The organism is Sulfuriferula sp. AH1 (assembly GCF_002162035.1).
GTDB lineage: Bacteria > Pseudomonadota > Gammaproteobacteria > Burkholderiales > Sulfuriferulaceae > Sulfuriferula.
In genome coordinates this window covers 2,089,562-2,113,929 of sequence record NZ_CP021138.1, presented here as the reverse complement: position 1 = coordinate 2,113,929, position 24,368 = coordinate 2,089,562, and the positions used below count along the sequence as shown (strand labels likewise).

At 58.1% G+C, this 24,368-nt stretch carries 21 protein-coding genes; 15 read left to right on the top strand and 6 right to left on the bottom strand.

What is annotated here, in order from left to right:
• Window positions 1-26 precede the first annotated feature (26 nt).
• The 6 genes from CAP31_RS10710 to soxB all read left to right on the top strand — a co-directional run bounded on the left by CAP31_RS10710 (window position 27) and on the right by soxB (window position 6,338).
• A complete protein-coding gene (locus tag CAP31_RS10710; protein ID WP_087447520.1) occupies window positions 27-686 on the top strand; it encodes a cytochrome c in 660 nt (219 codons plus the stop codon).
• On the top strand, window positions 683-1,681 hold the full coding sequence (locus tag CAP31_RS10705) for a c-type cytochrome (RefSeq protein WP_189836613.1): 999 nt from the start codon (window positions 683-685) through the stop codon (window positions 1,679-1,681). The genes CAP31_RS10710 and CAP31_RS10705 overlap by 4 nt, the downstream gene beginning before the upstream one ends.
• Window positions 1,681-3,150, top strand: coding sequence for a cbb3-type cytochrome c oxidase subunit I (locus CAP31_RS10700; protein WP_087447519.1), 1,470 nt, complete (start codon window positions 1,681-1,683; stop codon window positions 3,148-3,150). The genes CAP31_RS10705 and CAP31_RS10700 overlap by 1 nt, the downstream gene beginning before the upstream one ends.
• Before the next feature lies 1 nt (window position 3,151).
• Window positions 3,152-4,411 carry a cbb3-type cytochrome c oxidase subunit II gene (locus CAP31_RS10695; protein WP_087447518.1) on the top strand — a complete coding sequence of 420 codons (1,260 nt, stop codon included), beginning with the start codon at window positions 3,152-3,154 and terminating at the stop codon, window positions 4,409-4,411.
• Window positions 4,408-4,596, top strand: a complete 189-nt coding sequence (locus CAP31_RS10690) for a hypothetical protein (protein WP_087447517.1) — start codon at window positions 4,408-4,410, stop codon at window positions 4,594-4,596. Before CAP31_RS10695 ends, CAP31_RS10690 begins: the two co-directional genes overlap by 4 nt.
• A 77-nt stretch (window positions 4,597-4,673) precedes the next feature.
• A complete protein-coding gene (gene soxB / locus CAP31_RS10685) occupies window positions 4,674-6,338 on the top strand; it encodes a thiosulfohydrolase SoxB (RefSeq protein WP_087447516.1) in 1,665 nt (554 codons plus the stop codon).
• Between the two features lie 82 nt (window positions 6,339-6,420).
• Here soxB and earP read toward each other — a convergent pair whose 3' ends face one another.
• The 5 genes from earP to CAP31_RS10660 are packed head-to-tail and all read right to left on the bottom strand — an operon-like array spanning window position 6,421 to window position 12,693.
• Entirely contained in the window at window positions 6,421-7,536 is a 1,116-nt protein-coding gene (earP, locus tag CAP31_RS10680; protein WP_087447515.1) for an elongation factor P maturation arginine rhamnosyltransferase EarP, read from the bottom strand.
• Between the two features lie 3 nt (window positions 7,537-7,539).
• On the bottom strand, window positions 7,540-10,284 hold the full coding sequence (locus CAP31_RS10675) for a valine--tRNA ligase (protein ID WP_087447514.1): 2,745 nt from the start codon (window positions 10,282-10,284) through the stop codon (window positions 7,540-7,542).
• Between the two features lie 31 nt (window positions 10,285-10,315).
• A complete protein-coding gene (locus tag CAP31_RS10670; protein WP_087447513.1) occupies window positions 10,316-10,765 on the bottom strand; it encodes a hypothetical protein in 450 nt (149 codons plus the stop codon).
• A gap of 9 nt (window positions 10,766-10,774) precedes the next feature.
• The gene (locus CAP31_RS10665) at window positions 10,775-11,197 is read right to left on the bottom strand and encodes a DNA polymerase III subunit chi (protein ID WP_087447512.1); all 423 of its coding nucleotides are present in this window, start codon (window positions 11,195-11,197) and stop codon (window positions 10,775-10,777) included.
• Window positions 11,194-12,693, bottom strand: coding sequence for a leucyl aminopeptidase (locus tag CAP31_RS10660; protein WP_189836612.1), 1,500 nt, complete (start codon window positions 12,691-12,693; stop codon window positions 11,194-11,196). The genes CAP31_RS10665 and CAP31_RS10660 overlap by 4 nt, the downstream gene beginning before the upstream one ends.
• Before the next feature lie 77 nt (window positions 12,694-12,770).
• Here CAP31_RS10660 and lptF point away from each other — a divergent pair, with 77 nt between their 5' ends.
• A complete protein-coding gene (lptF, locus tag CAP31_RS10655; RefSeq protein ID WP_087447511.1) occupies window positions 12,771-13,850 on the top strand; it encodes an LPS export ABC transporter permease LptF in 1,080 nt (359 codons plus the stop codon).
• Window positions 13,847-14,920 carry an LPS export ABC transporter permease LptG gene (lptG, locus tag CAP31_RS10650; RefSeq protein ID WP_087447510.1) on the top strand — a complete coding sequence of 358 codons (1,074 nt, stop codon included), beginning with the start codon at window positions 13,847-13,849 and terminating at the stop codon, window positions 14,918-14,920. The genes lptF and lptG overlap by 4 nt, the downstream gene beginning before the upstream one ends.
• Here lptG and CAP31_RS10645 read toward each other — a convergent pair.
• Window positions 14,898-15,311, bottom strand: coding sequence for an RDD family protein (locus CAP31_RS10645; protein WP_087447509.1), 414 nt, complete (start codon window positions 15,309-15,311; stop codon window positions 14,898-14,900). The genes lptG and CAP31_RS10645 overlap by 23 nt on opposite strands.
• Window positions 15,312-15,412: 101 nt before the next feature.
• On the opposite strand from CAP31_RS10645, the gene dusB reads away from it, so the two are divergent.
• Genes dusB through CAP31_RS10610 form a run of 7 tightly spaced genes read left to right on the top strand, consistent with a single transcriptional unit; the run spans window position 15,413 to window position 24,359 of the window.
• Complete coding sequence (gene dusB, locus CAP31_RS10640; RefSeq protein ID WP_087447508.1) at window positions 15,413-16,447, top strand: tRNA dihydrouridine synthase DusB; 1,035 nt, start codon at window positions 15,413-15,415, stop codon at window positions 16,445-16,447.
• Window positions 16,448-16,468: 21 nt separating this feature from the next.
• Window positions 16,469-16,705, top strand: a complete 237-nt coding sequence (locus CAP31_RS10635; protein ID WP_087447507.1) for a helix-turn-helix domain-containing protein — start codon at window positions 16,469-16,471, stop codon at window positions 16,703-16,705.
• Between the two features lie 38 nt (window positions 16,706-16,743).
• A complete protein-coding gene (purH, locus tag CAP31_RS10630) occupies window positions 16,744-18,306 on the top strand; it encodes a bifunctional phosphoribosylaminoimidazolecarboxamide formyltransferase/IMP cyclohydrolase (RefSeq protein ID WP_087447506.1) in 1,563 nt (520 codons plus the stop codon).
• Window positions 18,307-18,318: 12 nt separating this feature from the next.
• Window positions 18,319-19,593, top strand: a complete 1,275-nt coding sequence (purD, locus tag CAP31_RS10625) for a phosphoribosylamine--glycine ligase (protein ID WP_087447505.1) — start codon at window positions 18,319-18,321, stop codon at window positions 19,591-19,593.
• Between the two features lie 8 nt (window positions 19,594-19,601).
• A complete protein-coding gene (locus tag CAP31_RS10620; protein ID WP_087447504.1) occupies window positions 19,602-20,123 on the top strand; it encodes an L-threonylcarbamoyladenylate synthase in 522 nt (173 codons plus the stop codon).
• A gap of 25 nt (window positions 20,124-20,148) precedes the next feature.
• Entirely contained in the window at window positions 20,149-21,054 is a 906-nt protein-coding gene (hemF, locus tag CAP31_RS10615; protein ID WP_087447503.1) for an oxygen-dependent coproporphyrinogen oxidase, read from the top strand.
• Between the two features lie 2 nt (window positions 21,055-21,056).
• Window positions 21,057-24,359, top strand: coding sequence for a transglycosylase domain-containing protein (locus tag CAP31_RS10610; protein WP_087447502.1), 3,303 nt, complete (start codon window positions 21,057-21,059; stop codon window positions 24,357-24,359).
• Window positions 24,360-24,368: the final 9 nt, after the last annotated feature.

The window sequence follows — 24,368 nt, the reverse complement described above, 5'->3', positions numbered from 1 at the left end:
TTGTTGTCGTCAAGGAGGGAATTTCCATGCGTCCGAATCTGACTCTCATTTCGTTGGTCGGTCTTGCATCCGCCGGGATGATTAATCCCGCATTTGCCGACGGTGCTGCCATCGCGCAACGTGGTACCGATCACGGTACGCCGGCCTGCGCTTCCTGCCACGGTGCCAACGGTGAAGGCATGGCCGCAAGCGGGTTCCCCCGGCTGGCCGGGATGAACGCCGGCTATCTGCAGACTCAGCTTGTCGCATTGGCGAAAGGGCAGCGCGTCAATCCGGTGATGTCGCCCATCGCCAAATCCCTGAGCGCGGAGGAGCGGGCCGCGGTTGCGGGCTATTACGCCAGCCTGCCTGCCCCCGCCACTGCGGCAGGTGCAACGCCTCACGCGAATCCTGCGGGCGAACGTCTGGCGCTCCAGGGCCGCTGGGCGCAAGGATTGCCGGCCTGCATCCAGTGTCACGGCGCGACCGGGGCGGGCGTGGGCGCCACTTTCCCGGCGCTGGCCGGACAGTCTTCGATATACATCGAGAACCAGCTGCATGCCTGGCAGCAGGGCGCGCGTGCTCCTGGTCCCCTGGGGTTGATGAAAGTCATCGCATCCAAGTTGTCCGCGACCGATATCCGTGATGTTGCCGCGTACTTCGCAACATTGCCCGTGAGCACTGCCAATGGGAGGACTAAGCCATGAAGACTCAGTTAGCTGCCGGATTGACCGTCGCTGCTCTTGCTGTCACTGCAGGCGGCATCATCCTCACGGCCGGAGCCGCGCAACCGCTGCCAGCCCGGAATCCTGCCGACACTCCGGTTCACAAGCCGCAGGCGCCGTCGGCTGCCACGGCAAATGCCAAACCGGCCCTGTTTCAGCCGCCAGCCGATCAGGACATGCCCCAGGATGAATTCGGCAAGGTCGTGCAAATGGGCAAGGATATCTTCGAGAATACGGGACGCGCTGCCAGCCAGTATGTAAGTCCGAACAGCAATCTGCGTTGCGCCAGCTGCCATCTGGACGCGGGCCGTCTCGCCAATTCAGCGCCATTGTGGGCAGCTTATGTCGCTTACCCCGCCTATCGCAGCAAGAACAAGCACGTCAATACCTATGCCGAGCGCATACAGGGATGCTTTAAATTCAGCATGAACGGCAAAGCGCCGCCGCTTGGCGACCCTGTGCTGGTGGCGCTGGAAACCTATTCGTACTGGCTGGCGAGTGGTGCGACTATCAATTCAAAGCTGCCGGGCCGGGGTTATCCCAAGGTGGCCAAGCCACCATTGCCGCGGGATTATGCACGTGGCCAGCAAGTGTTCGAACAGCATTGTGCCGTGTGTCACGGCGCGGACGGGGCCGGTCAGGTCGATGCCAACGGCCGGACCGTGTTCCCTGCGTTATGGGGCGAGAAATCCTTTAACTGGGGTGCCGGCATGGGCAGCATCAAGAATGCAGCGGGTTTCATCAAGGCCAATATGCCGCTGGGTCTGGGCGGTACGCTGACCGATCAGCAGGCATGGGATGTGGCGACCTTCATGGACAGTCACGAACGTCCGCAGGATCCGCGTTTCAACGGCAATCTCGCCGAGACCCGCGCAAAATATCACGATTCGCCCGACAGCATGTACGGACTTACGGTGAACGGGCAGCAACTGGGCAAGGGAACTCCGAATAGCGCACCGCATAATAAGAGAAGGTGATGCAACACGATGCCGGACATCGGAACGGGCCGTCGCTCAGTTTTGTGACGGGTGCGAAGGTCGCGCCTGTCGAGGCTGCCCTGATGCGAGCCCATGCCTATGCAGTGGTGGCGAGTTTGCTGATCGCTGCGTTGTTCGGCACGGTCGCCGCCATCAAGCTGGTCGATCCGGACTTTCTGAGCGGGCATGTGTGGGATACCTGGGGTTCGGTGCGCGCGGATCATACCCAGGGCATCCTGTTCGGCTGGCTCGGCAATGCGTTCCTGGCGTTTCTGTATTTTGCCGTGCCGCGTCTGGCCGGGCGCCCGGTGATGAGCAGCGTGCTGGGATGGTGGCTGTTCGTATTATGGAATCTCGCTGTGGTCGCGCTGGGTTGGGCGGTCGTCCTCATCAACCTGCCTGATTATCTGTGGGCGATCAAGCCGCTCGAATGGACGGAATTCCCGCTGGCAGTCAATCTGGTGACCGAAGCCTGCCTGATATTGACGGCGTTGCAATTCATCCCGCCGCTGGCGCGCAGGCCTAATCCGGACGGCATCTATGTGACGTCGTGGTATATCATCGGCGCACTGGTATTCACCCTTCTCGCTTTTCCGGTGGGCAGTCTGGTGCCGATGCTGGTGCCCGGCGCGATTGGTGCCGCATTCAGCGGGTTATGGATACACGACGCCATCGGCTTGTATGTGACACCCCTGGTCGTCGCGATCGCCTATTATGTATTTCCGGTACGCACCGGGGAGCCCATCTACAGCCATTTTCTTTCGATGCTGGGTTTCTGGCTGCTGTTTTTCGTTTACCCGCTTAACGGCACGCATCACTACATCTATTCGTCCATACCGATGGACACCCAGCGCGCGGCCATCGCCGCATCGGTCATTCTGGGTATCGACGTGATCATCGTGGTATTCAATCTGCTGATGTCGCTGCGCGGCCAGGGTGCGCGGGTCAGGCGTGACGCCCCGCTGCTTTTTGTATGGACGAGCGTGGTGATCTACCTTGTCGTCAGCCTGCAAGGCTCGCTTCAGGCGCTGATGCCGATGCAGCGCTACATTCATTTTACCGATTGGGTCATCGGCCACTCGCATCTGGCGATGCTGGGTTTCGCCACCTTCGGCGCCCTGGGCGGCATCGCGCATGTCTGTGAGCGCAGTGCGGGTTGCCGTTATCATTCGGGCTACATGCATCTCGCTTACTGGCTGATCCTGTTCGGCCTTGGGGTCATGTTCGTCGATCTGACGATGGCAGGGCTGATGCAGGGTAGGTTATGGAACAGTACGGCGCCGTGGATGGATTCGGTGCGCGATTCGCGTATTTACTGGCTGGTCCGCGCAGCCACTGCAATACCTTTGCTGCTGGGATTTGCGGCGTTTATCGCGGGCATGTTCGCCGGTGCAGTCAATCGTCATGCCGGCACCGGCAAGCGCAGTTTTCACATGGGCGCAGCGGCGCCTCAGGCGGCTGGTGGCTGAGATGGCAATCCATCAATCCAGGCTGGAGCCGCAGCGCTGGTTCGGCCTGGCGTATCTGCTGGTTTTCGTCGCCGGCATCGGTTTCTTCCTGCTCTCGTTTGTCGTCTTGGGGGTGTTGCCCGGATGGCGTCTGGCGAAGACGATGGGCGTGCATGGCCCGGCGCCCATGCCGAATTACACTGCCGCCGAACTTCGCGGCCGCCGCGTCTATGCCAGCCTGGGCTGTGCGCTGTGCCATACCCAGCAGGTGCGTTTTCTGTTTACCGACGTGCGGCACTGGGGGCCGCCCACGGCAGCATGGGAAACAGGTTACGATTATCCGCAACTGTGGGGAACACGGCGCATAGGTCCCGATCTTGCGCGCGAGGCCAGCGTCCGCAGCGATGACTGGCAGCTCACGCACCTGTATAGTCCGCGCTGGATCGTTCCCGATTCGGTGATGCCGGGGTTCCCGTGGCTGTTCAATGGCCGCCCCGACCGTCCGACTGCTGCTGCTTCCGATCTGCTGGCTTATCTGCATACGCTGGGTCGTGCGCGGCAGTCTGGTGCGGGGACAGGCACTGTCACCGATGAGGGGCTGGATCCGGCCATGCAGATGGAGATTTCGAGCATCTGCGCTACGCCTTTTATCCACCCGAATCAGGCAAGGATCGCCGACGTAGCGCCGGATCTGGTAAATGGCGTACCGGCGCGCGCGCAGCTGCTCACACGCGGACGTACCCTGTTCGCACAGAATTGCGCAGGCTGTCACGGTGGCAATGGTGATGGCAATGGACCGGCTGCAGCGGGGCTGTCGCCCAAACCAGCCGATCTGCGGCGGCAGCAGTTTACAGTCAAGGGGCTGGCGTATATCTTGTGGAATGGCGTGCCAGGCTCCGCGATGCCGGCCTGGCGCGATCTCCCCGTCAACGATCTCGCCAGTCTGGCGGCTTATGTGCAGTCGTTTCATACCGGGGCGGACGATCCGGCGCAGGCGCCGGTCAATGTGCTGTCCCGCGGTGCCGTGGTCTATGCGGAGAATTGCCTGAACTGTCACGGTGAACAAGGCAAGGGTGACGGCCCCGCCAGCATCGCGTTGCTGCCGCGCCCTGCCGATTTTACCGAAGCCCGGCCTGATACGGCGCTGATACTCGATGCGCTGGATAACGGGGTTCCCGGCGCCAGCATGCCGCCCTGGCATCAGCTTGCGCCGGCAGACAGGCAGGCGGTGAGTGCCTTCGTGCGCAGCCTGTTCAAACCCGCTGCGGGGCGGCAGCCATGATGTCAGCGCTTGTCGGTGCCATCGTTGTCCTGATTGTATTGCTCACAGGCGTATGGTTCATTTCGTCCGCATTCCGCGCGTGGGCCGAGAAACCCAAATACACCATGCTGGAACGCGATGAAATGTTCGAACGTGCCGTCCGCAGTGAAAAGGGTATTGCCCGAACGGACGGAGATGATGAATGACGCAATGTGCGTGAGCAGGCGGCGATTGCATACGCGCGCTGCTGTTGAAACCGGCCTTCCCGGTACGAGGAGTCAGAATGGAAATTTATGTCCCCACCGATGCGAACGCGCCCAATAGCGCGGAGCAGCTTTACGATATTCCTGCTTTCGGCAACGTCAGTCTGTTGCATTACACCGACTGTCACGCCCAGTTGCTGCCCATTTATTATCGCGAACCCAGCATCAATCTGGGCGTCGGCAGCACCGAGGGGAAAGTGCCGCATCTGGTCGGCATGCCGCTGCTGGACGCATACGGCATTCAGCCCGGCAGCCGGCAGGCTTATGCGTTCTCGCATCTGAATTTTGACGCGGCGGCGCGGGCTTACGGCAAGGTAGGCGGTTTCGCGCATCTCGCCAGTCTGGTCAAGCGCCTCAAGGCCGACCGCCCCAAGGCTTTGCTGCTGGACGGGGGCGACAGCTGGCAGGGATCGGCCACGGCCCTGTGGACGGCGGGACAGGATATGGTGGAAGCATCGCTGGCGCTGGGCGTCGATATCATGACCGGGCACTGGGAGTTCAGCCATGGCGCAGAGCGTGTGCTGCATGTCGTGCGCAACGACTTCAAGGACAAGATCGCTTTCATCGCTCAGAACATCGCGGGCAAGGATGATTCGCCGGTTTTTGATGCGTATGTCATGCGTGAGCAGAACGGTATCCCGGTTGCGATCATCGGGCAGGCGTTCCCCTATACACCGATGGCGAACGGTGAGCAGTTCGTCCCCGGCTGGGACTTCGGCATCGACGAGATGCATCTTCAGGCGGTGGTCGATCAGGCGCGCAGCAAAGGCGCGCAAGTCGTCGTCCTGCTCTCGCACAACGGGATGGATATCGACCTTAAACTGGCCACGCGCATAACCGGCATCGACATGATTCTGGGCGGTCACACCCACGACGGTGTGCCGGTGCCGAGCGTGGTGCGGAATGCGGGCGGCAAGACCATCGTCACCAATGCCGGCTCTCATGGGAAATTCCTTGCCGTAATCGATTTTGACGTCAAGCACGGGCGGGTGGCCGATTACCGCTACCATCTGCTACCGGTGTTTTCGGAATTGCTGCCTGCCGACCCGGATATGCAGGCGGTCATTGACCGGGTGCGCGCGCCGTTCGCCTCGCGCCTGCAGGAACCCATCGCAGAGAGCCGGGAGTTGCTCTACCGGCGCGGCAATTTCAATGGAACCTGGGATCAGCTGATCGTCGAAGCCCTGATGCAGGTCAAGGACGCCGAGATCGCATTCTCACCCGGCTTCCGCTGGGGTACCACGCTTTTGCCCGGACAGATGATCACCCGCGAAAATCTGATGGAACAGACTGCGATTACCTATCCTCATACTTCCGTGACGGAGATGACCGGGGCCGAGATCAAGCAGCATCTGGAAAAACTGTGCGACAAGATATTCAATGACGATCCGTATCAGCATCAGGGCGGCGACATGGTGCGTACTGGCGGGCTGATTTACATGTGCGAACCCGCGGCAGAGATGAATGCGCGTATCAGCAACATGACATTGCACGGTCAGCCGGTGCAGGCCAACAAGCTCTATAAAGTGGCGAAGTGGGGAGCAGGCAGCTCGCAGTCAGAGGGAGAACCGATATGGGACGTGGTCGAGCAGTATCTGAAAAGTACGCCGGTGGTTAAAAATCATGTACCCAATGTGCCGCGTCTGACGGGTATGCATCTGAATCCGGGGTTCGCTTATGATTGACCGGCTGCGGAAGGGTGAGGGCCGGCGGGCAGGCAGGCGCTGCCTGTTCTCACTCGGTGAGTGGATTATTGTGCTGGCGTGATCAGGCGTTACAGGCGGCTTTAACCAGATTGGTCGCCAGGTCGGTTTGCTTTGCCAGTTCGGACACCCATGCCTCATGATGCTGCCTGATCTGCGGATAAGCCGCTTGCCAGGCCTGCCAGGCAAGCGGCTGCGTACCGATCTGGTTCCAGCTGTGCCAGAAGCCGGTCAGTACGGCGGCGCTGCGGCTGCCCAGCCCTTGTCTGTACAAGGCCAGGAACGCATCGAGCTTGACGTGATGGGCGTTATCCGTCTGCGGGTAGATATGCCAGACAAAGGGCCGCCCAGCCCACAGGGCGCGGACGAACGAGTCTTCGCCGCGCACGAAATTCATGTCGCAGGCCCACAATAGCCGATCATAGCGTTCCTGATCGAGGAAGGGCAGCCGGTGCACGCGCAGATTGCCGCGTTGCCAGGTGTTGCCTGCCTCGAAAAATTCACTGACTTGCGGCGTGAGCCGGCTATCGGGCAACATGCAGCAGATGGGCGTGGGGTTGTCGATCCAGGCTTGCAATAACTCGGCCAGCGCCGGGTTTTCGTAACCGAACAAGGATATCTTGAATGCGGCGGGGTCTGACGCGATGCCCAGCTGCGCCCAGAACTCGGCCTGTTGTGCAGATGATGCCTGGAACTCATGACGGCGGTCGAGCAGGTCATGCTCGCGCAGCAATCCGCCAGTGCCGGCAGTAAAGCCGGGGAAGAAGAAATGCTTGACCAGCGACAGGCGCGGATGCGGGGAAGGCAGGCGGTGGCAGCCGGCTACCCAGTCTTCCGCGCTGAGATATTCGAGATTGAACCAGCGCGGTTTGACGGCGCTGGCGGCCATGGCCGCGATGTAGCTGTCGGGAATAGTGCAGGCAAAGGCTTCGATGACGACATCGGCGATGTCGACGGCAGGGAAATCGGCCGCCCACAGGCGGATTTCCACGCCATCGATGGTTTGCCGGCCGGTACTGGCATCGGCGTCCGGGCATAGCGCGGCCAGCGGGCGTAAATCGTCTACCCACAGGCGTACCTTGATGCCGTGTTCTGCTGTCAGTTGCCGCGCCAGGCGCCAGGTGACGGCGATGTCACCGTAATTGTCGATGACGGCGCAGAAGATGTCCCAGCGCGGCATAGGTTAATTGGACAGCAAGCGTTGCAGCTGATCCTGTACCTTGTCCAGCGTTGTCTTGAAGTCCAGCATACGCTGTTTCTCCTGATCGACGACGGCAGCCGGCGCACGGTCGACGAAGCTGGCGTTGCCGAGCTTGGCCTCGCATTTGCCGATCTCGCCCTGCAGGCGACTGATTTCCTTGTTCAGGCGCTCAGTCTCGGCTTCGCGGTCAATCTCTATCAGCAGCATCAGTTTGGTGTCGCCGACGATCGCAACCGGCGCATCGCCTTGCGGCAGTTCGTTGTGGATTTTGACTTCACTGAGCTTGGCCAGCGCCGCGATGTAAGGCGCGAAGCTGTTTAGCATGGCGGCGTTGCCGGTCATCGCCAGAGGCACTTTAAGGGCGGGCGATAGGCTCATTTCGCCGCGCAGACCGCGGGTAGCATTGACGATGTCCTTGAGCAACGCGATGCGGGTGTTGGCGTTGTCGTCGATCTTGCCGGTGTCGGCCTGCGGATAAGGCTGGGTCATGATGCTGCCACCGGACTTGCCGGTCAGCGGTGCGACGGTCTGCCACAGCTCTTCGGTGATGAACGGGATGATAGGGTGGGCCAGGCGTAATGCGGTTTCCAGCACTCGCACCAGCGTACGGCGCGTGGCACGGGCGGCCGCTTCATCGCCTGCCTGGAGTTGCACCTTGGCCAGTTCCAGATACCAGTCGCAGTATTCGTCCCAGACGAATTCATACACCGTGCGCGCCGCCATGTCGAAGCGGTAGTCGGCGAAGGCCTGGGCCATGCCCAGTTCGGCCTGTTGCAGACGGCTGATGATCCAGCGGTCGGCATCGCTGTAGGTGAGCGGCAGGGTCTCGTCGAGGCCGACATCCTTGCCGTCGCAATTCATCATCACGAAGCGTGTGGCGTTCCACAGCTTGTTGCAGAAATTGCGGTAGCCGTCGGCTCGCTGCAAGTCGAACTTGATGTCACGGCCGTGGGTGGCGAGGCTGGCGAAAGTGAAGCGCAGCGCGTCGGTACCGAATGCGGCAAAGCCGTTCGGGTAATCGGCGCGGGTCTGTTTGGTGATGCTGGCCGCCTGCTTGGGGTTCATCATGCCGGTGGTGCGCTTTGCGATGAGATCTTCCAGCGCGATGCCATCGATCAGGTCGAGCGGGTCAATCACGTTGCCTTTGGATTTCGACATCTTGTTGCCATGGGCGTCGCGCACGAGGCCGGTGACATAGACTTCGCGGAACGGTACCTTACCGGTGAAATGCAGTGACATCATCACCATGCGCGCGACCCAGAAGAAGATGATGTCGAAGCCGGTGACCAGCACCGAGCCGGGCAGGAATGCGTCCAGCTCGGGTGTCTTCTCCGGCCAGCCCAGCGTGGAGAACGGCCACAGCGCGGAGGAGAACCAGGTGTCGAGCACGTCTTCGTCGCGGCGGATGAGCTTGTCGCCGGCCTGCTGCTGTGCTTCGGCTTCGGTATGGGCGACGTAGATGTTGCCGTCTTCGTCATACCAGGCCGGGATGCGGTGCCCCCACCATAGCTGGCGCGAGATGCACCAGTCCTGGATGTTTTCCAGCCACTGGTTGTAGGTGGAAGTCCAGTTCTCCGGTACGAACTTGAGTTCGCCGGATTTGACTACCTCCAGCCCCTGTTTGCCCATCTCTGCCATGGCGACAAACCACTGGTCGGTGAGCATGGGCTCGATCACCGCATTGGTGCGGTCGCCGCGCGGCACCATGAGCTTGTGCGGTTTGGCATGGGCGAGCTGTTCCTTGTCATGCAGTTCGGCCAGCAGCTTTTCCCGGGCGGCGTAACGGTCCAGCCCCTGGTATTCGGTCGGACACAGGTCGTTCATCTTCGCATCCAGCGTCAATACGCTGATCGGCACCAGATGATGGCGCGCGCCTACGGCATAGTCGTTGAAGTCGTGTGCGGGGGTAATCTTGACCACGCCGGTACCGAATGCGGGGTCGACATAGTCGTCGGCAATCACAGGGATGCTGCGTTCGGCGATGGGCAGGCGCACATGGCGGCCGATCAGGTGCCTGTAGCGTTCGTCTTCCGGATGCACGGCCACGGCGACGTCGCCGAACAGGGTTTCCGGGCGGGTGGTGGCGACTTCGACAAAGCCTTCCTCGCCTTCGATGGCGTAGAGGATATGCCACATGAAGCCGTCTTCTTCGCTGGAGACGACTTCCAGGTCGGATACCGCGGTACCCAGTACCGGGTCCCAGTTCACCAGGCGTTTGCCGCGATAGATGAGGCCTTCGTTATACAGTTTGAAGAATACCTCGGAGACTGCTGTGGAGAGTCCTTCGTCCATGGTAAAGCGCTCGCGGCTCCAGTCGCAAGAGGTGCCGAGGCGGCGCATCTGCCCGGTGATGATGGAACCGGAGTGGGCTTTCCACTCCCATACTTTGTCGAGAAAGGCGTCGCGGCCGAGGTCGTGGCGGGAAATGTGTTTGGCGTCGAGCTGGCGTTCCACCACGATCTGCGTGGCGATGCCGGCGTGGTCGGTACCGGGCTGCCACAGGGTGTTGTCGCCCTGCATGCGATGGTAACGAATCAGCGCGTCCATGATGGTGTGCTGAAAAGCGTGCCCCATGTGCAAGGTGCCGGTGACATTGGGCGGCGGCAGCATGATGCAGTAAGCGGGCTGCTGGCTGTCCATGCTCGGGCGGAAATACCCCGATTGTTCCCAGTGCTGATACCAGCGTTGTTCTATTTGTTGGGGTTCGAAGCTTTTGGCGAGTTCCATGATGCAGAGTCGTGTTGGGTAAAACACGACATTATACCGAATCGTCGTCCTTGTTGAGCGGAATCCCGCGACGGGCGAATTCCTTCACCAGCGTTTCATGGATGATGTGTTCGATATTGACCGTGAGCTGCGGCAATAATGCGGCCAGGGCTTCGTCCATGGCTTGCTGCAAGCGCGGTGCGATCAGGGCCGTGACCTGATTCTGCATTTGTGCATCGACGGCACGCAAAATCTGCTGCGCAATCTGGTTACTGGTGTCGGCAGAAATCGCACTGGTGTCGGTTTGTAGCGCGGCGATCGATTGCGGATCGTGAAAAACCGCATCGCCCAGTTTGACGATATCGGTGAGGATAGGAAAGGCCGGTGCGGTATCGTAATCCGGTATCGTCAGGGGTTCCGTGTGCGTCGCAGGCGCACCTGCAACCGGCGCATGGTATTTGCCCATCAATGCCTGCATTTTGTCGAGTAGGGGATCGTCCATAATGATCGGTTATTTTTTGCTCATGTCGTGATTGCTCATCGCGTAGCCGCGCTGCTTGTAGAACACCCAGCGCTGCCGGGCGGTCTCGCGGTCGGTTTCGTCAAGGCTGACGATTTCGATCAGGCGCTCGAAGCGGCTAAAAAAACCGGGCGTTGTATCATTCAGATTGATGAGCACATCGTTGTGGCTCAGATCGCCGATATCCGCACCCAGCACCACCGGCGTCTGCGCGGCATGCGCAGCTTCGGTGCTGCAGTGCGGCAGAAAGCTGGTTGCCGGATCGGACCACAAGCGCCGGTCGAGTTCGCCGAGCGCCTGCTGGTCGGTGCTGTGCACCATGATGCTCAAGCCCTGGCGGTGCGCTTTCTGAATGATCAGCCGCGCCAGCTCGAGCTTGTCCGTCGCGTTGGAGTAGAAGTCTACCCGCGTCATTTGCTTGCTGCGCGTGCCGTCAGGAAATGCGTCAGCAATGGCACGGGACGGCCGGTGCCGCCTTTGTCCTTGCCGGATTTCCACGCGGTGCCGGCAATGTCCAGATGCGCCCAATTGTATTTTTGGGTGAAGCGCGACAGGAAGCAGGCAGCGGTGATCGAGCCGGCGGGGCGTCCGCCGATGTTGGCGATGTCGGCAAAATTGCTGTCGAGCTGCGGCTGGTAGTCGTCCCACAGCGGCATGCGCCAGACGCGATCCTGTGCGGATACGCCGGCCTGTTCGATTTCGGCGGCGAGTTCGTCATTGCCGCTGAACAGCCCCGAGGCATGATGCCCAAGCGCAATCACGCAGGCGCCGGTGAGGGTGGCGATGTCGATGACGACTTCGGGGTCAAAGCGTTCGGCGTAAGTGAGCGCATCGCATAACACCAGGCGGCCTTCTGCATCGGTGTTGAGGATTTCGATGGTCTGGCCGGACATCGAGGTGACGATGTCGCCGGGTTTGACTGCCATGCCGTCAGGCAGATTTTCGCTGCTGGGGATGATGCCGATGATGTTGAGCGGCAGCTTGAGTTCGGCGGCTGCGCGCAAGGTGCCGAGCACGCTGGCTGCACCGCACATGTCGTATTTCATCTCGTCCATCTCTGCGCCCGGTTTGAGCGAGATGCCGCCGGAGTCGAAGGTGATGCCCTTGCCGACCAGCACGATCGGCTTCGCGCCCTTTTTGCCGCCGTTATGGCGCAGGATGATGAGTTTCGGCGGCTGGTTGCTGCCTTGCGCTACAGCGAGCAAGGAACCCATGCCCAGTTTTTCCATGTCTTTGCGCTCCAGCACTTCGCATTTGAGCGGGAATGCCTTGGCCAGGTCCTGTGCCTGCTGCGCCAGATAAGCCGGTGTGCAGATGTTGCCGGGCAGGTTGCCGAGGTCTTTCGCCAGTTCTACGCCGGCGGCGATGGCCTTGCCATGAGCAAGCGCGGTTTCCGCTGCTTTGGTATAGGCCGGTGCAATGTTGAGGATGAGCTTCTTGAGCGCGTTGCCGCTGTTTTTCGGTTCGTCCTTTTTGCTTTTCAGTTTGCCGGGCTGGAAGCGTTGCGCGTAGGCGGCCAGTACGGTTTGTTCGATCTTCCAGGCGATGTCGCGGCTGTCGACGACTTCATTGAGCAAATACAGCGCGGCGCTGGTGGCGCCCGTGGCATTCAGGCTGGCTAGTGCGGCATTGATGCTGGTGAGGAAGGCCTTGGCGTTGAACTCCTCGGCCTTGCCCAGTCCAACCAGCAGTACGCGTTCGCTGCCCAGATGCGGCACATGATGCAGTAACAGGGTGCTGCCGACACGTCCGTTCATGTCGCCGGTCGTCAGGATTTTGGATAAATAACCCTGACTGGCGCTATCCAATTCGCGTCCGCTGGCGGATAATTGACGGGATTCGAATACACCGACCACGATACAGGCAGCGCGTTGTTTTTCTGGTTGGGTGTTTTTTATGCTAAATTCCACGAGATGCTCCTGCGCATGAATGAATACCCCCATTATTTGCAGTCTTCTGTTAAAAGTCAAAACTAAGAAAATTTATCATGCTTTTTCGCCGCGCATTATTGCGTGAACTCATTTTTAATTATCTCGGCGTGTTTCTAGTGCTGGTGACCATCACGCTGACTACGCTGTTTATCCGCTTGCTCGGCGAGGCGGCGCGAGGTGAGCTGGCGGTCGAGGCCGTGCTTGCATTCCTGGGGTTCGGCGTATTCAGTTTTCTGCCGTTGCTGCTGTCGCTGACCTTGTTTATTTCCATCATCATGGCGGTGTCGCGCGCTTACCGCGAGAGCGAGATGGTGGTGTGGTTCAGTGCGGGGCTGAGCCTGACTGCATGGGTGCGTCCCATTCTGACCTTTGCATTGCCGGTGGTACTGGCGATCGGCGTATTGAATCTGGCGGTGATCCCGTGGGCGCTGAGTAAAAAGGACGAATTCAGGCAGTTGCTGAACAGCCGCGATGAGCTGTCGGTGATCGCTCCCGGCATGTTTACCGAATCCAAGCAGGCGGATAAGGTATATTTTATCGAAGGTCTGGCAAACAACGGCGCGCGCGTCAAGAACGTGTTTATGCAGTCGGTGGAAAACAACACGCTGGGCATCACCGTTGCGCAAGCCGGAGAGCATCACGAATTGCCTGATGGTGAACGTTATCTGGTGCTGGAAAACGGGCGCCGCTATGAAGGCGTACCGGGGCAGGCGGACTACAAGCTTGCCGAATTCGGGCGCTACTGGATGCGGCTCGAGCCGCAAACGGTGGCGCTGCATCGCGATTACGGCGCCAATGCGTTGCCTACCCTGACATTGCTGCAGAACCCTACCGCGGTCAATCTGGCGGAATTCGTCTGGCGCTGCGGATTCCCGATCAGCGCGGTGATCCTGGCGTTGCTGGCGATACCGCTGAGTTTCGTCAATCCGCGTGCGGGTCGTTCATTCAGCCTGATTCTTTCGCTGCTCATTTTCGTCATTTATAACAACATGCTGGGCATTATCGAAGCGTGGGTCGCGCAGCAGCGGATATCGTTCATTGCCGGCCTGCTGGGTGCGCATCTGATCATGGCCACCGTCATGGCGCTGATGTTTTATCAACGGGTAACGGTACGCAAATTGCGGTGGTGGAAATGAGAGTCATCGTCCGCTATCTGGCAACCGAGGCGCTCACCGCATCGTTATTTGTTTTTACTGCGCTGATGACTTTGTTTGCGCTGTTCGATCTGATCAATGAGCTCGATTCGCTGGGCAAGGGCACTTATGGTTTCTGGCAGATTTTGGTGTATGTGACTTTGAGCGTGCCAGGGCATTTGTATGAGCTGCTCCCGGTGGCCGCGCTGATCGGCACGCTGGTTGCGCTATCGCGGATGGTGGAGAACTCCGAGTTCACCATCATGCTGGTGTCGGGTTTGTCGATGCGGCGCATCGCCGTTTATCTGATGCTGATAGGCTTGCTGTTCACTGCGCTGACTTTTGCGTTTGGCGAGATCGTCGCACCAGCGAGCGAACGCTATGCCGAGCAGATGAAGCTTAAGGCCACCAATGCGCTGGTGGCGCAGGCTTTCCGTTCCGGTCTGTGGGTGCGCGACGACCGCAATTTTATCAATGTGCGCGAAGTGACTCCGGATGGGGCGTTGCGCGATGTCAACGTGTATACGTTCGATGACCACTTTCGTCTGCAGCGGATCTATCGCGCCGCCAGCGGCGAATTTTTGCACGACAATGTCTGGAAGTTAAAGCAGATTGATGAAACCCGGTTTACCCCGGCCGGGATCACTGTCGCTCACTATCCGGAGAATCAATGGCAATCGGTGCTGACGCCCAGCATCATGAACGTGCTGCTGGTGGCGCCGGAGAAGATGTCGGCGCTGAATCTGTGGGAATACATTCAGCATTTGCATGCCAACCGCCAGCCCAGCAAGCGTTATGAAATAGCGTTGTGGAGCAAGTTGATCTATCCGTTTGCAGCGCCTGTCATGATTTTGCTGGCGCTGCCTTTTGCGTATCACCGCCCGCGCGCCGGATCGGTGAGCACACGGGTGTTTGCCGGCATCATGCTGGGTCTGGGTTACCATCTGTTCAACCGGCTGTTCGCCTATATCGGCTTGCTGAACGACTGGCCTGCATTGATGAGCGCGATAGTCCCTACCATCGGCTTCCTGCTGCTGGGTATCGTATTGCTTAAGCGGGTCGAGCGTCAGTAACCAGCCGGGTGCCTGCAAGCCGGTCATGCAGAAACTGGCCGTCGCGATCAAAGAATGCCCATATCTGGGTAATGCCGATCAGCCAGCTGAACAGAAAGCGCAATAGCGCTTGCCGCAGCGTGAGTTTGCTGCCGTCCACGCTTACCACACGTATGCGCCAGGTCTTCATCGCCAGGGATTGCCCGCGCATCCAGAACCAGCTGAAGTACGCAGCCATGACCACTATCAGGTAAATCTGCAGCAGTGCCTTGAACAAGGGCGATTGTGCGTTATGCGTCAGGCTGATGAACAGGTAATCGGCAATGAATAATACCGCCAGCAATAGCAGGGTTTCATACAGCATCGCGGCAAAGCGATGCCAGAGTTTGGCGGTGGGAAGGTGCGCATTCATGAATTGCCTATCAAAATTGCAAAGCCGATATTATCCACCAATTTTGCGTGGAACGGGTTTAGCGTATAAAATGTGCGGCTATTTTACGGTTTCTCCCATCCATGCGTATTGGTAGTCACACCCTTAAAAACAATCTCATTGTCGCCCCTATGGCCGGGGTGACCGATCGTCCATTCCGGCAGTTATGCAAGCAAATGGGCGCAGGGATGGCGGTGTCGGAAATGGTGACTTCCAATTCGCTGCTGTACGGCTCGGCCAAGACCCAGCGCCGTGCGAACCACGAGGGCGAAGTCGATCCCATTTCGGTGCAGATCGCGGGTTCCGATCCGGCGATGATGGCTGAAGCGGCACGGCATAACGTGGATCGCGGGGCACAGATCATCGACATCAACATGGGTTGCCCGGCCAAGAAAATCTGCAATGTGATGGCAGGGTCGGCTTTGCTACAGGACGAACCGCTGGTGGCGCGCATCCTGGCCGCGGTCGTGGCGGCGGTACCAGGGGTGCCAGTGACATTGAAAATCCGTACCGGTTGGGACAGGCAGCATAAAAACGCATTGACCATCCTGAAAATCGCCGAGGATAGCGGCATTCAGGCTTTGGCCATGCATGGGCGGACACGGGCTTGCGGTTATACCGGACAAGCCGAATACGATACGATTGCTGCAGTCAAAGCGGCGGCGCGCATTCCGATTATCGCCAACGGTGATATTACAACGCCGGAAAAGGCGAAATTCGTGCTTGAATACACAGGGGCGGATGCGGTGATGATAGGGCGGGCCGCGCAAGGGCGTCCATGGATATTTCGCGAGATTGCCCATTTCCTGCAAACCGGGACGTACTTGCCGCCTCCTGAAGTAGATGAAATACATCGGGTGCTGACGGATCATATGCATGATCTGTATGGTTTTTATGGCGAACAATCCGGTGTGCGTATCGCGCGAAAGCATATTTCCTGGTACACCAAAGGGTTGCATGATTCTGCAATATTCCGTCATGCAATGAATCAGTTGCAGACACTGGAAGAGCAAGTGGCCGCTGTTGATGATTTTTTTGAGCGATGCCGCGCACGCGGCAAACATCTCGACTATGTGGCAGATGACGTTGCCGATGACGCAACAACGCTGGCTGCATAATCAAGCTAGCTAGGGGACTTAATGAACAGAGAGAATGAAATCGCGGCGTGTGTGGAGCGCGCCCTGGACACCTATTTTCAGGACCTGGACGGCGAAACGCCGACGGGTATCTATGACATGGTGTTGGCGTGTGTGGAACAGCCCCTGATTGAGAAGATTCTGCATTTCTCTCAGGGAAATCAGACCCGGGCTGCAGAATATCTCGGCATTAATCGCAATACCTTACGCAAAAAAATGGCACAGTACGGCATCGAATAATTTGCTGTGTCCCATCATTTAATCATTCAGGATCCAACATGGCTTACATAGAACGCGCACTGATCAGTGTGTCTGACAAAACCGGTGTATTGGCGCTGGCTCAAGGTTTACGCGAATTCAATATCGAAATACTGTCCACCGGCGGTACAGCAAAAATGCTGGCCGAGCATGGTATTCCGGTGACTGAAGTGGCCGATTACACCGGTTTTCCGGAAATGCTGGACGGCCGTGTCAAGACCCTGCATCCCAAAATCCATGGTGGCATACTGGCGCGGCGCGATCTGGCCGAACACGCTGAAGCGGTGCGGCGTGCGGAGATCGGTTACATCGATCTGGTGGTGGTGAATCTGTATCCGTTCAGCCAGACCGTAGCCAAGCCGGATTGCACCTTGCCTGACGCAATAGAGAATATCGATATCGGCGGGCCGACCATGGTACGTTCCGCCGCAAAGAATTATCAGCATGTCGCCGTGGTAACCGATCCGGCGGATTACGCACAGGTACTGGGTGAACTCAAAACAAATCACGGTTCGCTGTCGACAGGCACCTGCTACGATCTGGCGTGCAAGGCTTTTTCCCATACTGCGCAGTACGACAGTGCGATCTCCAACTATTTGACCGCACGTGAACTGGATGGCGAACAGGCTGCATTCCCGAGCCGACTGAATCTGAATTTCGAGCGCGTGCAAACCATGCGTTATGGCGAAAATCCGCATCAGGCCGCAGCATTCTATCGCGACCTGAATCCGGTTGCAGGCAGCCTGGCGCACTATACTCAGTTGCAGGGCAAGGAATTGTCCTATAACAATATCGCAGACAGCGATGCGGCGTGGGAATGCGTCAAGACCTTCAATCAGCCCGCATGTGTGATTGTCAAGCACGCCAACCCGAGCGGCGTCGCTGTCGCACATGACGCGGTAAGCGCTTACCGTCTGGCGTTCGCGACGGATGCCAGCTCCGCATTCGGCGGTATTATCGCGTTCAACTGCGAGGTTGATGAAGTGGCGGCGGAAGCCGTGTCGCAACAATTTATGGAAGTCCTGATCGCGCCTGCTTACAGTGCGGCGGCACGTGAAGTGCTGGCCAGAAAGACTAACGTGCGGGTGTTGACGGTGCCGCTGGCTCATGAAACCAATGTACTGGAAATGAAGCGTGTGGGCGGCGGGTTGCTGGTCCAGACTGCGGATAATTTCAATATCACAGTCGACGACTTGCGCGTAGTGACGGATATCCATCCCAGCGCGCAGCAGATACAGGACATGCTGTTTGCGTGGCGCGTAGCGAAATTCGTCAAATCCAATGCCATCGTGTTCGCTGCCAGTGGTCAGACACTGGGTGTCGGCGCCGGACAGATGAGCCGCGTCGACTCCACCAAAATTGCGGTAATCAAGGCGGCTAATGCCGGTTTGTCATTGGCAGGCTGTGCTGTCGCTTCGGATGCCTTCTTCCCGTTCCGCGACGGTCTGGACGTCTTGGCCGAGGCCGGCGCCAAGGCTGTCATCCAGCCGGGTGGCAGCGTGAAAGACGCAGAGGTGATTGCTGCTGCCAACGAACACGGTATCGCCATGGTCTTTACCGGACATCGGCATTTCCGTCATTAAGTCAGGATACTCATGAATATTCTCGTTATTGGTTCAGGTGGACGCGAACACGCGCTGGCATGGCGTCTGGCGCAGTCGCCGCGTATTGCCAAGGTGTTTGTGGCGCCGGGTAATGCAGGTACCGCAGGCGAAAAGGAACTGACCAATGTACCGGTCACCTCGATACCGTTGCTGCTTGAATTCGCCAGGCGCGAACAGGTCCTGTTGACTGTGGTGGGCCCTGAAGCGCCATTGGCTGCAGGTATCGTTGATGCCTTCCGTGCCGAAGGCCTTAAAATATTCGGCCCTACGCAAGCCGCGGCGCAGCTGGAGGCTTCGAAGGATTTTGCCAAGGCCTTCATGCAGCAGCATGGCATTCCTACCGCAAAATACCAGACTTTTAGCGATATTGCTGCCGCCCATGCGTATATTGATGCGAATGGTGCGCCTATCGTGATCAAGGCCGACGGCCTGGCTGCCGGTAAGGGCGTGGTGGTGGCGCAGACTGCGGCAGAAGCCCACGAAGCGGTAGATATGATGCTGCAAGGCAATCAGCTGGGCGATGCCGGTGCACGCGTAGTGATCGAGGAGTTTCTGAGCGGGGAAGAGGCCAGCTTTATCGTGATGTGCGATGGCGAGCATGTGCTGCCATTGGCGACCAGTCAGGATCACAAGCGTATCGGTGACGGCGATACCGGCCCCAATACCGGCGGCATGGGCGCGTATTCGCCCGCCCCGGTGGTGACGCCGGAGATTTATGCCAAGACCTTGCGCGAGGTGATCGCGCCGGTGATGGCCGGAATGAAGCAGGCGGGGACGCCGTATACCGGATTCCTGTACGCCGGCCTGATGATCGACAGCGATAACAATATCAAAGTGCTGGAATTTAACTGCCGTATGGGTGATCCCGAGACACAACCCATCATGTTGCGGCTGAAGTCGGATCTGGTGATGCTGATGGAGCATGCTGTCAATGGTACGCTCGATACGGTCGAAGCTGAATGGGACAGGCGTACCGCGCTGGGTGTGGTGATGGCGGCTGCCAATTATCCGGATAGTCCGCGTGTCGGCGATGCGATCAGCGGATTGCCGAAAAATGAAGAAGATTTCCACGTGTTTCATGCGGGGACGCAATTGCAGGGCGATCAGGTGGTGACCAGCGGCGGTCGCGTACTGTGCGTCACCGCGCTGGGCGACAGCGTCAAGATCGCGCAGCGGCGCGCATATGAAGTTGCAGAACAGATTCATTTTGCCGGTAGCCAGATGCGCCGCGATATCGGTTATCGTGCGATCGACCGCAAGAAGTAAATACAGTCTTGAAGCATCTGGCGTCGCATCAGGTTATTGCTTACCCCACTGAGTCCTGTTACGGCTTGGGGTGCGATCCGCGTTCGCGGAGGGCAGTGTTACAGATTTTAAAACTTAAGCGGCGTCCGCAGGCCAAGGGGCTGATCCTGATTGCATCGCATCCGCGGCAGCTGGCGCGTTATGTGGCCAAAGACGCGTTGCGGGCCGCGCTGGCATCCGGATTCTGGCCGGGACCGGTTACCCTGCTGCTGGCAGCTTCGAAACAGTGTCCGCCATGGTTAAGGGGGCAGCATGCTACGCTGGCCGTCCGCATGACAGCACATCAGCCGGTGGTTCGGTTATGCAGGAAACATGGATCGGCGTTGGTGTCCACCAGCGCCAATCGGAGCGGACAGCGTTCATTGAAACAGGCGCGACAGGTACAGCATGTATTTGGTCGGCAGGTACGGGTGATTCACGGTAAAATCGGTAAGGCTGATCGCCCAAGCGTTATCAGGGATTTGGTGACCGGCCAGATTTTACGTCATTGAGATTTTATTCATGGGGGGTGCCGGAATGGACGCGATAGCAGTCAAGGAATTTCTGTTGGAATTGCAGGAGCTCATCGTCGAACGTATCGAGCAGGTCGATGGCAAATCCTTCGTGCGCGATAGCTGGGAGCGTGCAGAAGGGGGCGGCGGCATGAGTTGCGTCATCGAAAACGGTAATGTGCTGGAACGCGGCGGCGTGAATTTCTCTCATGTGTTCGGGGCGAATCTGCCGCCATCGGCCTCAGCCGCCCATCCCGAAGTAGCCGGCAGGAGTTTTGAAGCGATGGGCGTGTCGCTGGTGTTCCATCCGCGTAATCCGTATGTGCCGACTGTGCATTTCAACGTGCGCTTTTTCATGGCGACCAAGCCCGGTGCAGAACCGGTATGGTGGTTTGGCGGCGGCATGGATCTGACGCCGTATTACGGTTTCGAGGAAGATGCAGTGCATTTTCATCAGATGTGCCATAACGCCCTCGCGCCGTTCGATAGCAGTTATTATCCGCGTTTCAAGAAATGGTGCGATGAGTATTTCTTCCTGAAACACCGCAACGAACCGCGCGGCATCGGCGGTATTTTCTTCGATGATTTCGCCGAACGCGATTTCGATCACAGTTTCCAGATGATGCAGAGCGTCGGCGATCATTTCCTGTCGGCTTATGTGCCTATCTTAGAGCGGCGCAAGGATTTATCCTATACTGAACGCGAACGCGAATTTCAGGCATTCCGCCGTGGCCGCTACGTGGAATTCAATCTGGTGTACGATCGCGGCACCCTGTTCGGCTTGCAGTCGAACGGACGCACCGAATCCATTTTGATGTCCATGCCGCCGGTAGCCAAATGGGCCTACCAATGGCAGCCTGAAGCAGGAACGCCTGAAGCCCGCTTGTATAGCGATTTTATTATCGGAAAGAATTGGCTGAATAACAGCTGAATATGGCATCCAAACGCATTTATTATATTGTTGCAGGGACGGGTGTTGCCATTGTCGGGACATTGGCGGCTTTTCTGGTCTGGGAATTTACGACTTCAACGCTGCAGGCGAAGTACCTGAGCGAATATGCCGCTAAAATGCAGTATCAGGTCAAGGCCGGACCAAGTTCCTCCATCCGTTTCCCCACTCAGGGGCCGACCGACATACGTGTGGGCTATACCAGTTTGCCGGAGCTTACCCGGCGTCTGAATGAACAAGGTTTTGAGGTACAGCGCCAGGCACGGATTAGCCCGGCGATGCAGCAAATGGCAGATGAAAATCTGAATCTGCCTTATCACGAAAAGGATCAGGCCGGCCTCACACTGACGGATGCCACCGGAACGCCGATGTACGATAGCCGTACTCCTCAGCGCACATTCCCCGATTTCAAGTCGATTCCGCCCCTGTTGCGCAACAGCCTGCTGTTTATTGAAAACCGCGAATTGCTGAATCAGGATAATCCCAAGCGCAATCCGGCCGTGGAATGGGACAGGCTGGCGCAGGCGGTGCTGGATAAACTTATCCAGTTCGTCAATCCGGCGCATGATGTTCCTGGCGGCAGTACGCTGGCAACGCAGATCGAAAAATATCGCCATTCACCCGATGGTCTGACGATGACGGTACAGGATAAATGGCAGCAAATGGCATCGGCATCGGTACGCGCTTATCTGGATGGCGAAAATACGCAAGCCACCCGGCAACGTCTGGTGCTGGATTACCTGAACACAGTTCCGCTGTCCGCCGCGCCCGGCTTCGGCGAAGTCATCGGTCTGCCCGATGCGTTATGGGCATGGTACGGCCTGGATTATCACGCCGTATCCGGCCTGCTGCAGGCAAATCACGCTGATGCCGCTACCGGTAATGCGTACAAGCATGTGTTGTCACTGTTGATCGCTCAGCGCAAACCGTCTTATTATCTGAATGTGAACCACAAGGCGCTGGAAGAGACCACCAATATCCATTTGCGTCTGTTGGCCAGAGAGGGCGTGATCAGCCCGGCATTGCGTGATGCGGCATTGCAGGCGCCGCTGACGTTCAATATCCAGCGTCCGTTGCGCAACCGCGATTTCATCGATCAGAAAGCCGCTAATGCAGTACGTTCCCGTCTGGCAAACCTGTTGGGCTTGCCGCGTTTATATGAGCTGGACCGTTTTGACCTGACTGCCGACAGCACATTGAATGCCCCCGCACAAAAAGCGGTCAGCCAATTCCTTATCAGTCTGAATTCAGTCGAAGGCGCTGACAAGGTCGGCATGTACGGCAAGAATCTGCTTAACCCGGATAACGACCTGAGCAAAATCATTTACAGTTTCACGCTGTATGAGATTTCGCCCCAGGGCGCGCTGTTGCGAGTGCAGGCAGATAATCTGAATCAGCCGTTTGATATCAACAAAGGCGCCAAACTCGATCTGGGTTCGACAGCCAAGTTGCGTACCCTGATCAGTTATCTGGAAATCGTCAGCAAGCTGCATCAACAGTATCAGGATTTAACCCCGGAGCAGCTGACAAGTCTGGCCGCCGGCTATCATGACCCCATTTCGATATGGGCGGCGGATTATTACCGTGACAGCAAGGACAAATCGCTGACCGCCATGCTGGAAGCCGCCATGGCGCGGCATTATTCGGCCGATCCTTCCACCATGTTCTTTACCGGCGGCGGCTTGCACCGTTTCGTCAACTTCGACAAGGAAGACAACAGCCGGAACATGGATTTGTGGGAAGCGACGCGAAAATCTGTGAATCTGGTTTATATCCGGCTGATGCGCGACATCAGTCGCTACTATATGGCGCAAACCCCTGGCGTGGCGGGCAAGATTCTGGAAGACGCGAACAATCCTGCGCGGCGTACCTACCTGGAACGTTTCGCCGATCGCGAAGGGCAGGAATTCCTGTTGCGGTTCTATAAAAAGTACCGCGGACAGACCCCGCAACAGGTGACCGAAACCTTACTGGATGGCATGCATCCAACGCCACGCCGATTGGCGGCAGTGTTTCGTTATCTTGCACCAGAAGAAAATCTGGCCAGCTTCACCACTTTCCTGCGCAGCCGCCTGCCGGACAGTGTCGAGCTGAATGATCGCACCATAGCGGCCTTGTATTCCCAATATGCGCCAAAGGCTTTTTCTCTGGCCGATCTGGGATACATAGCTCAGGTACATCCGCTGGAATTGTGGCTGGTCGGCTATTTGCGTTCCCATCCCAGCTCAACGTTCAGCGATGCCGTTGCCGCCAGTCACGATCAGCGCATTGCGGTGTATAACTGGTTATTCAAAACCAGTCGTAAAAATGCGCAGGATCAGCGTATACACAGTCTGCTGGAGGTAGAAGCTTTCGAGAAGATCCACCAGGACTGGAAACGTCTGGGCTATCCGTTCGACAGTCTGGTGCCGTCTTACGCGACCGCGATCGGCACCTCGGCTGATCGTCCGGCGGCCTTGGCAGAATTGATGGGCATACTGGTCAATAATGGCGTACGCATGCCGGCAGTCTCGATAGAGAAACTGCATTTTGCGGCCGGGACGCCATATGAAACGGAATTCGTGCGTAAACAGCCGCAGGGTGAGCGACTGCTGCCGGTGGAGTTGACCCAGGTCGTACGTCGCGCATTGCAGGGCGTGATAGAACAGGGTACGGCGATCCGGCTCAAGGGTGCCTTCAAGGATGCCGAAGGCAACCCGATTGTGATGGGCGGTAAAACCGGTACCGGTGATCATCGTTTTGATACCTTCGATGCAAGCGGTAATGTGGTGACTTCTCGCGTAGTGAATCGTACAGCCACGATGGTGTTTTATATCGGCGACCGGTTTTTTGGTACGATGACGGCGATCGTGCGCGGCGAGGAAGCGGCGAAATATCGTTTCACCAGCGCGCTGCCGGCTCAATTAATCAAGGCCATGAGTCCGCAATTGGCGGCTGTACTGGCACCGTTAAACGTTAAACGCGTGCCAGCTGAACCTGTGCCGGTCGGGGACGATCATCATGAGGTACAGGATACGCCTGAGCAGGGTAAGGCAATCCCGGTGCCGGCTCCGGTATCTGCACCGGTTAAACCGGATTCCATGCCGACATCGCTGCCTGGTTTGAAGCCATCCCTGTACATGGAAACAGAAATTAAACCCAAGAAAACCAAGGAGAGCGCAGCATTGCCCAAGCCTATTCCGCTCCCCGCCAAAACCCCACCGGCAGCGGACCTGCCAGCAGTGCCCGCGCAGCAGCCGCCTGCACCGATAGAAGAGCGTCGCCCGAATGCGGGCGAAGCCTATTGATTCGAGTAC

What these genes read in the sequence shown, in the direction of transcription:
- CAP31_RS10710 (WP_087447520.1), top strand. Translation starts at nt 27, where the DNA reads ATGCGTCCGAATCTGACTCTCATTTCGTTGGTCGGTCTTGCATCCGCC.
- CAP31_RS10705 (WP_189836613.1), top strand. Translation starts at nt 683, where the DNA reads ATGAAGACTCAGTTAGCTGCCGGATTGACCGTCGCTGCTCTTGCTGTC.
- CAP31_RS10700 (WP_087447519.1), top strand. Translation starts at nt 1,681, where the DNA reads ATGCAACACGATGCCGGACATCGGAACGGGCCGTCGCTCAGTTTTGTG.
- CAP31_RS10695 (WP_087447518.1), top strand. Translation starts at nt 3,152, where the DNA reads ATGGCAATCCATCAATCCAGGCTGGAGCCGCAGCGCTGGTTCGGCCTG.
- CAP31_RS10690 (WP_087447517.1), top strand. Translation starts at nt 4,408, where the DNA reads ATGATGTCAGCGCTTGTCGGTGCCATCGTTGTCCTGATTGTATTGCTC.
- soxB (WP_087447516.1), top strand. Translation starts at nt 4,674, where the DNA reads ATGGAAATTTATGTCCCCACCGATGCGAACGCGCCCAATAGCGCGGAG.
- earP (WP_087447515.1), bottom strand. Translation starts at nt 7,536, where the DNA reads ATGCCGCGCTGGGACATCTTCTGCGCCGTCATCGACAATTACGGTGAC.
- CAP31_RS10675 (WP_087447514.1), bottom strand. Translation starts at nt 10,284, where the DNA reads ATGGAACTCGCCAAAAGCTTCGAACCCCAACAAATAGAACAACGCTGG.
- CAP31_RS10670 (WP_087447513.1), bottom strand. Translation starts at nt 10,765, where the DNA reads ATGGACGATCCCCTACTCGACAAAATGCAGGCATTGATGGGCAAATAC.
- CAP31_RS10665 (WP_087447512.1), bottom strand. Translation starts at nt 11,197, where the DNA reads ATGACGCGGGTAGACTTCTACTCCAACGCGACGGACAAGCTCGAGCTG.
- lptF (WP_087447511.1), top strand. Translation starts at nt 12,771, where the DNA reads ATGCTTTTTCGCCGCGCATTATTGCGTGAACTCATTTTTAATTATCTC.
- lptG (WP_087447510.1), top strand. Translation starts at nt 13,847, where the DNA reads ATGAGAGTCATCGTCCGCTATCTGGCAACCGAGGCGCTCACCGCATCG.
- CAP31_RS10645 (WP_087447509.1), bottom strand. Translation starts at nt 15,311, where the DNA reads ATGAATGCGCACCTTCCCACCGCCAAACTCTGGCATCGCTTTGCCGCG.
- dusB (WP_087447508.1), top strand. Translation starts at nt 15,413, where the DNA reads ATGCGTATTGGTAGTCACACCCTTAAAAACAATCTCATTGTCGCCCCT.
- CAP31_RS10635 (WP_087447507.1), top strand. Translation starts at nt 16,469, where the DNA reads ATGAACAGAGAGAATGAAATCGCGGCGTGTGTGGAGCGCGCCCTGGAC.
- purH (WP_087447506.1), top strand. Translation starts at nt 16,744, where the DNA reads ATGGCTTACATAGAACGCGCACTGATCAGTGTGTCTGACAAAACCGGT.
- purD (WP_087447505.1), top strand. Translation starts at nt 18,319, where the DNA reads ATGAATATTCTCGTTATTGGTTCAGGTGGACGCGAACACGCGCTGGCA.
- hemF (WP_087447503.1), top strand. Translation starts at nt 20,149, where the DNA reads ATGGACGCGATAGCAGTCAAGGAATTTCTGTTGGAATTGCAGGAGCTC.
- CAP31_RS10610 (WP_087447502.1), top strand. Translation starts at nt 21,057, where the DNA reads ATGGCATCCAAACGCATTTATTATATTGTTGCAGGGACGGGTGTTGCC.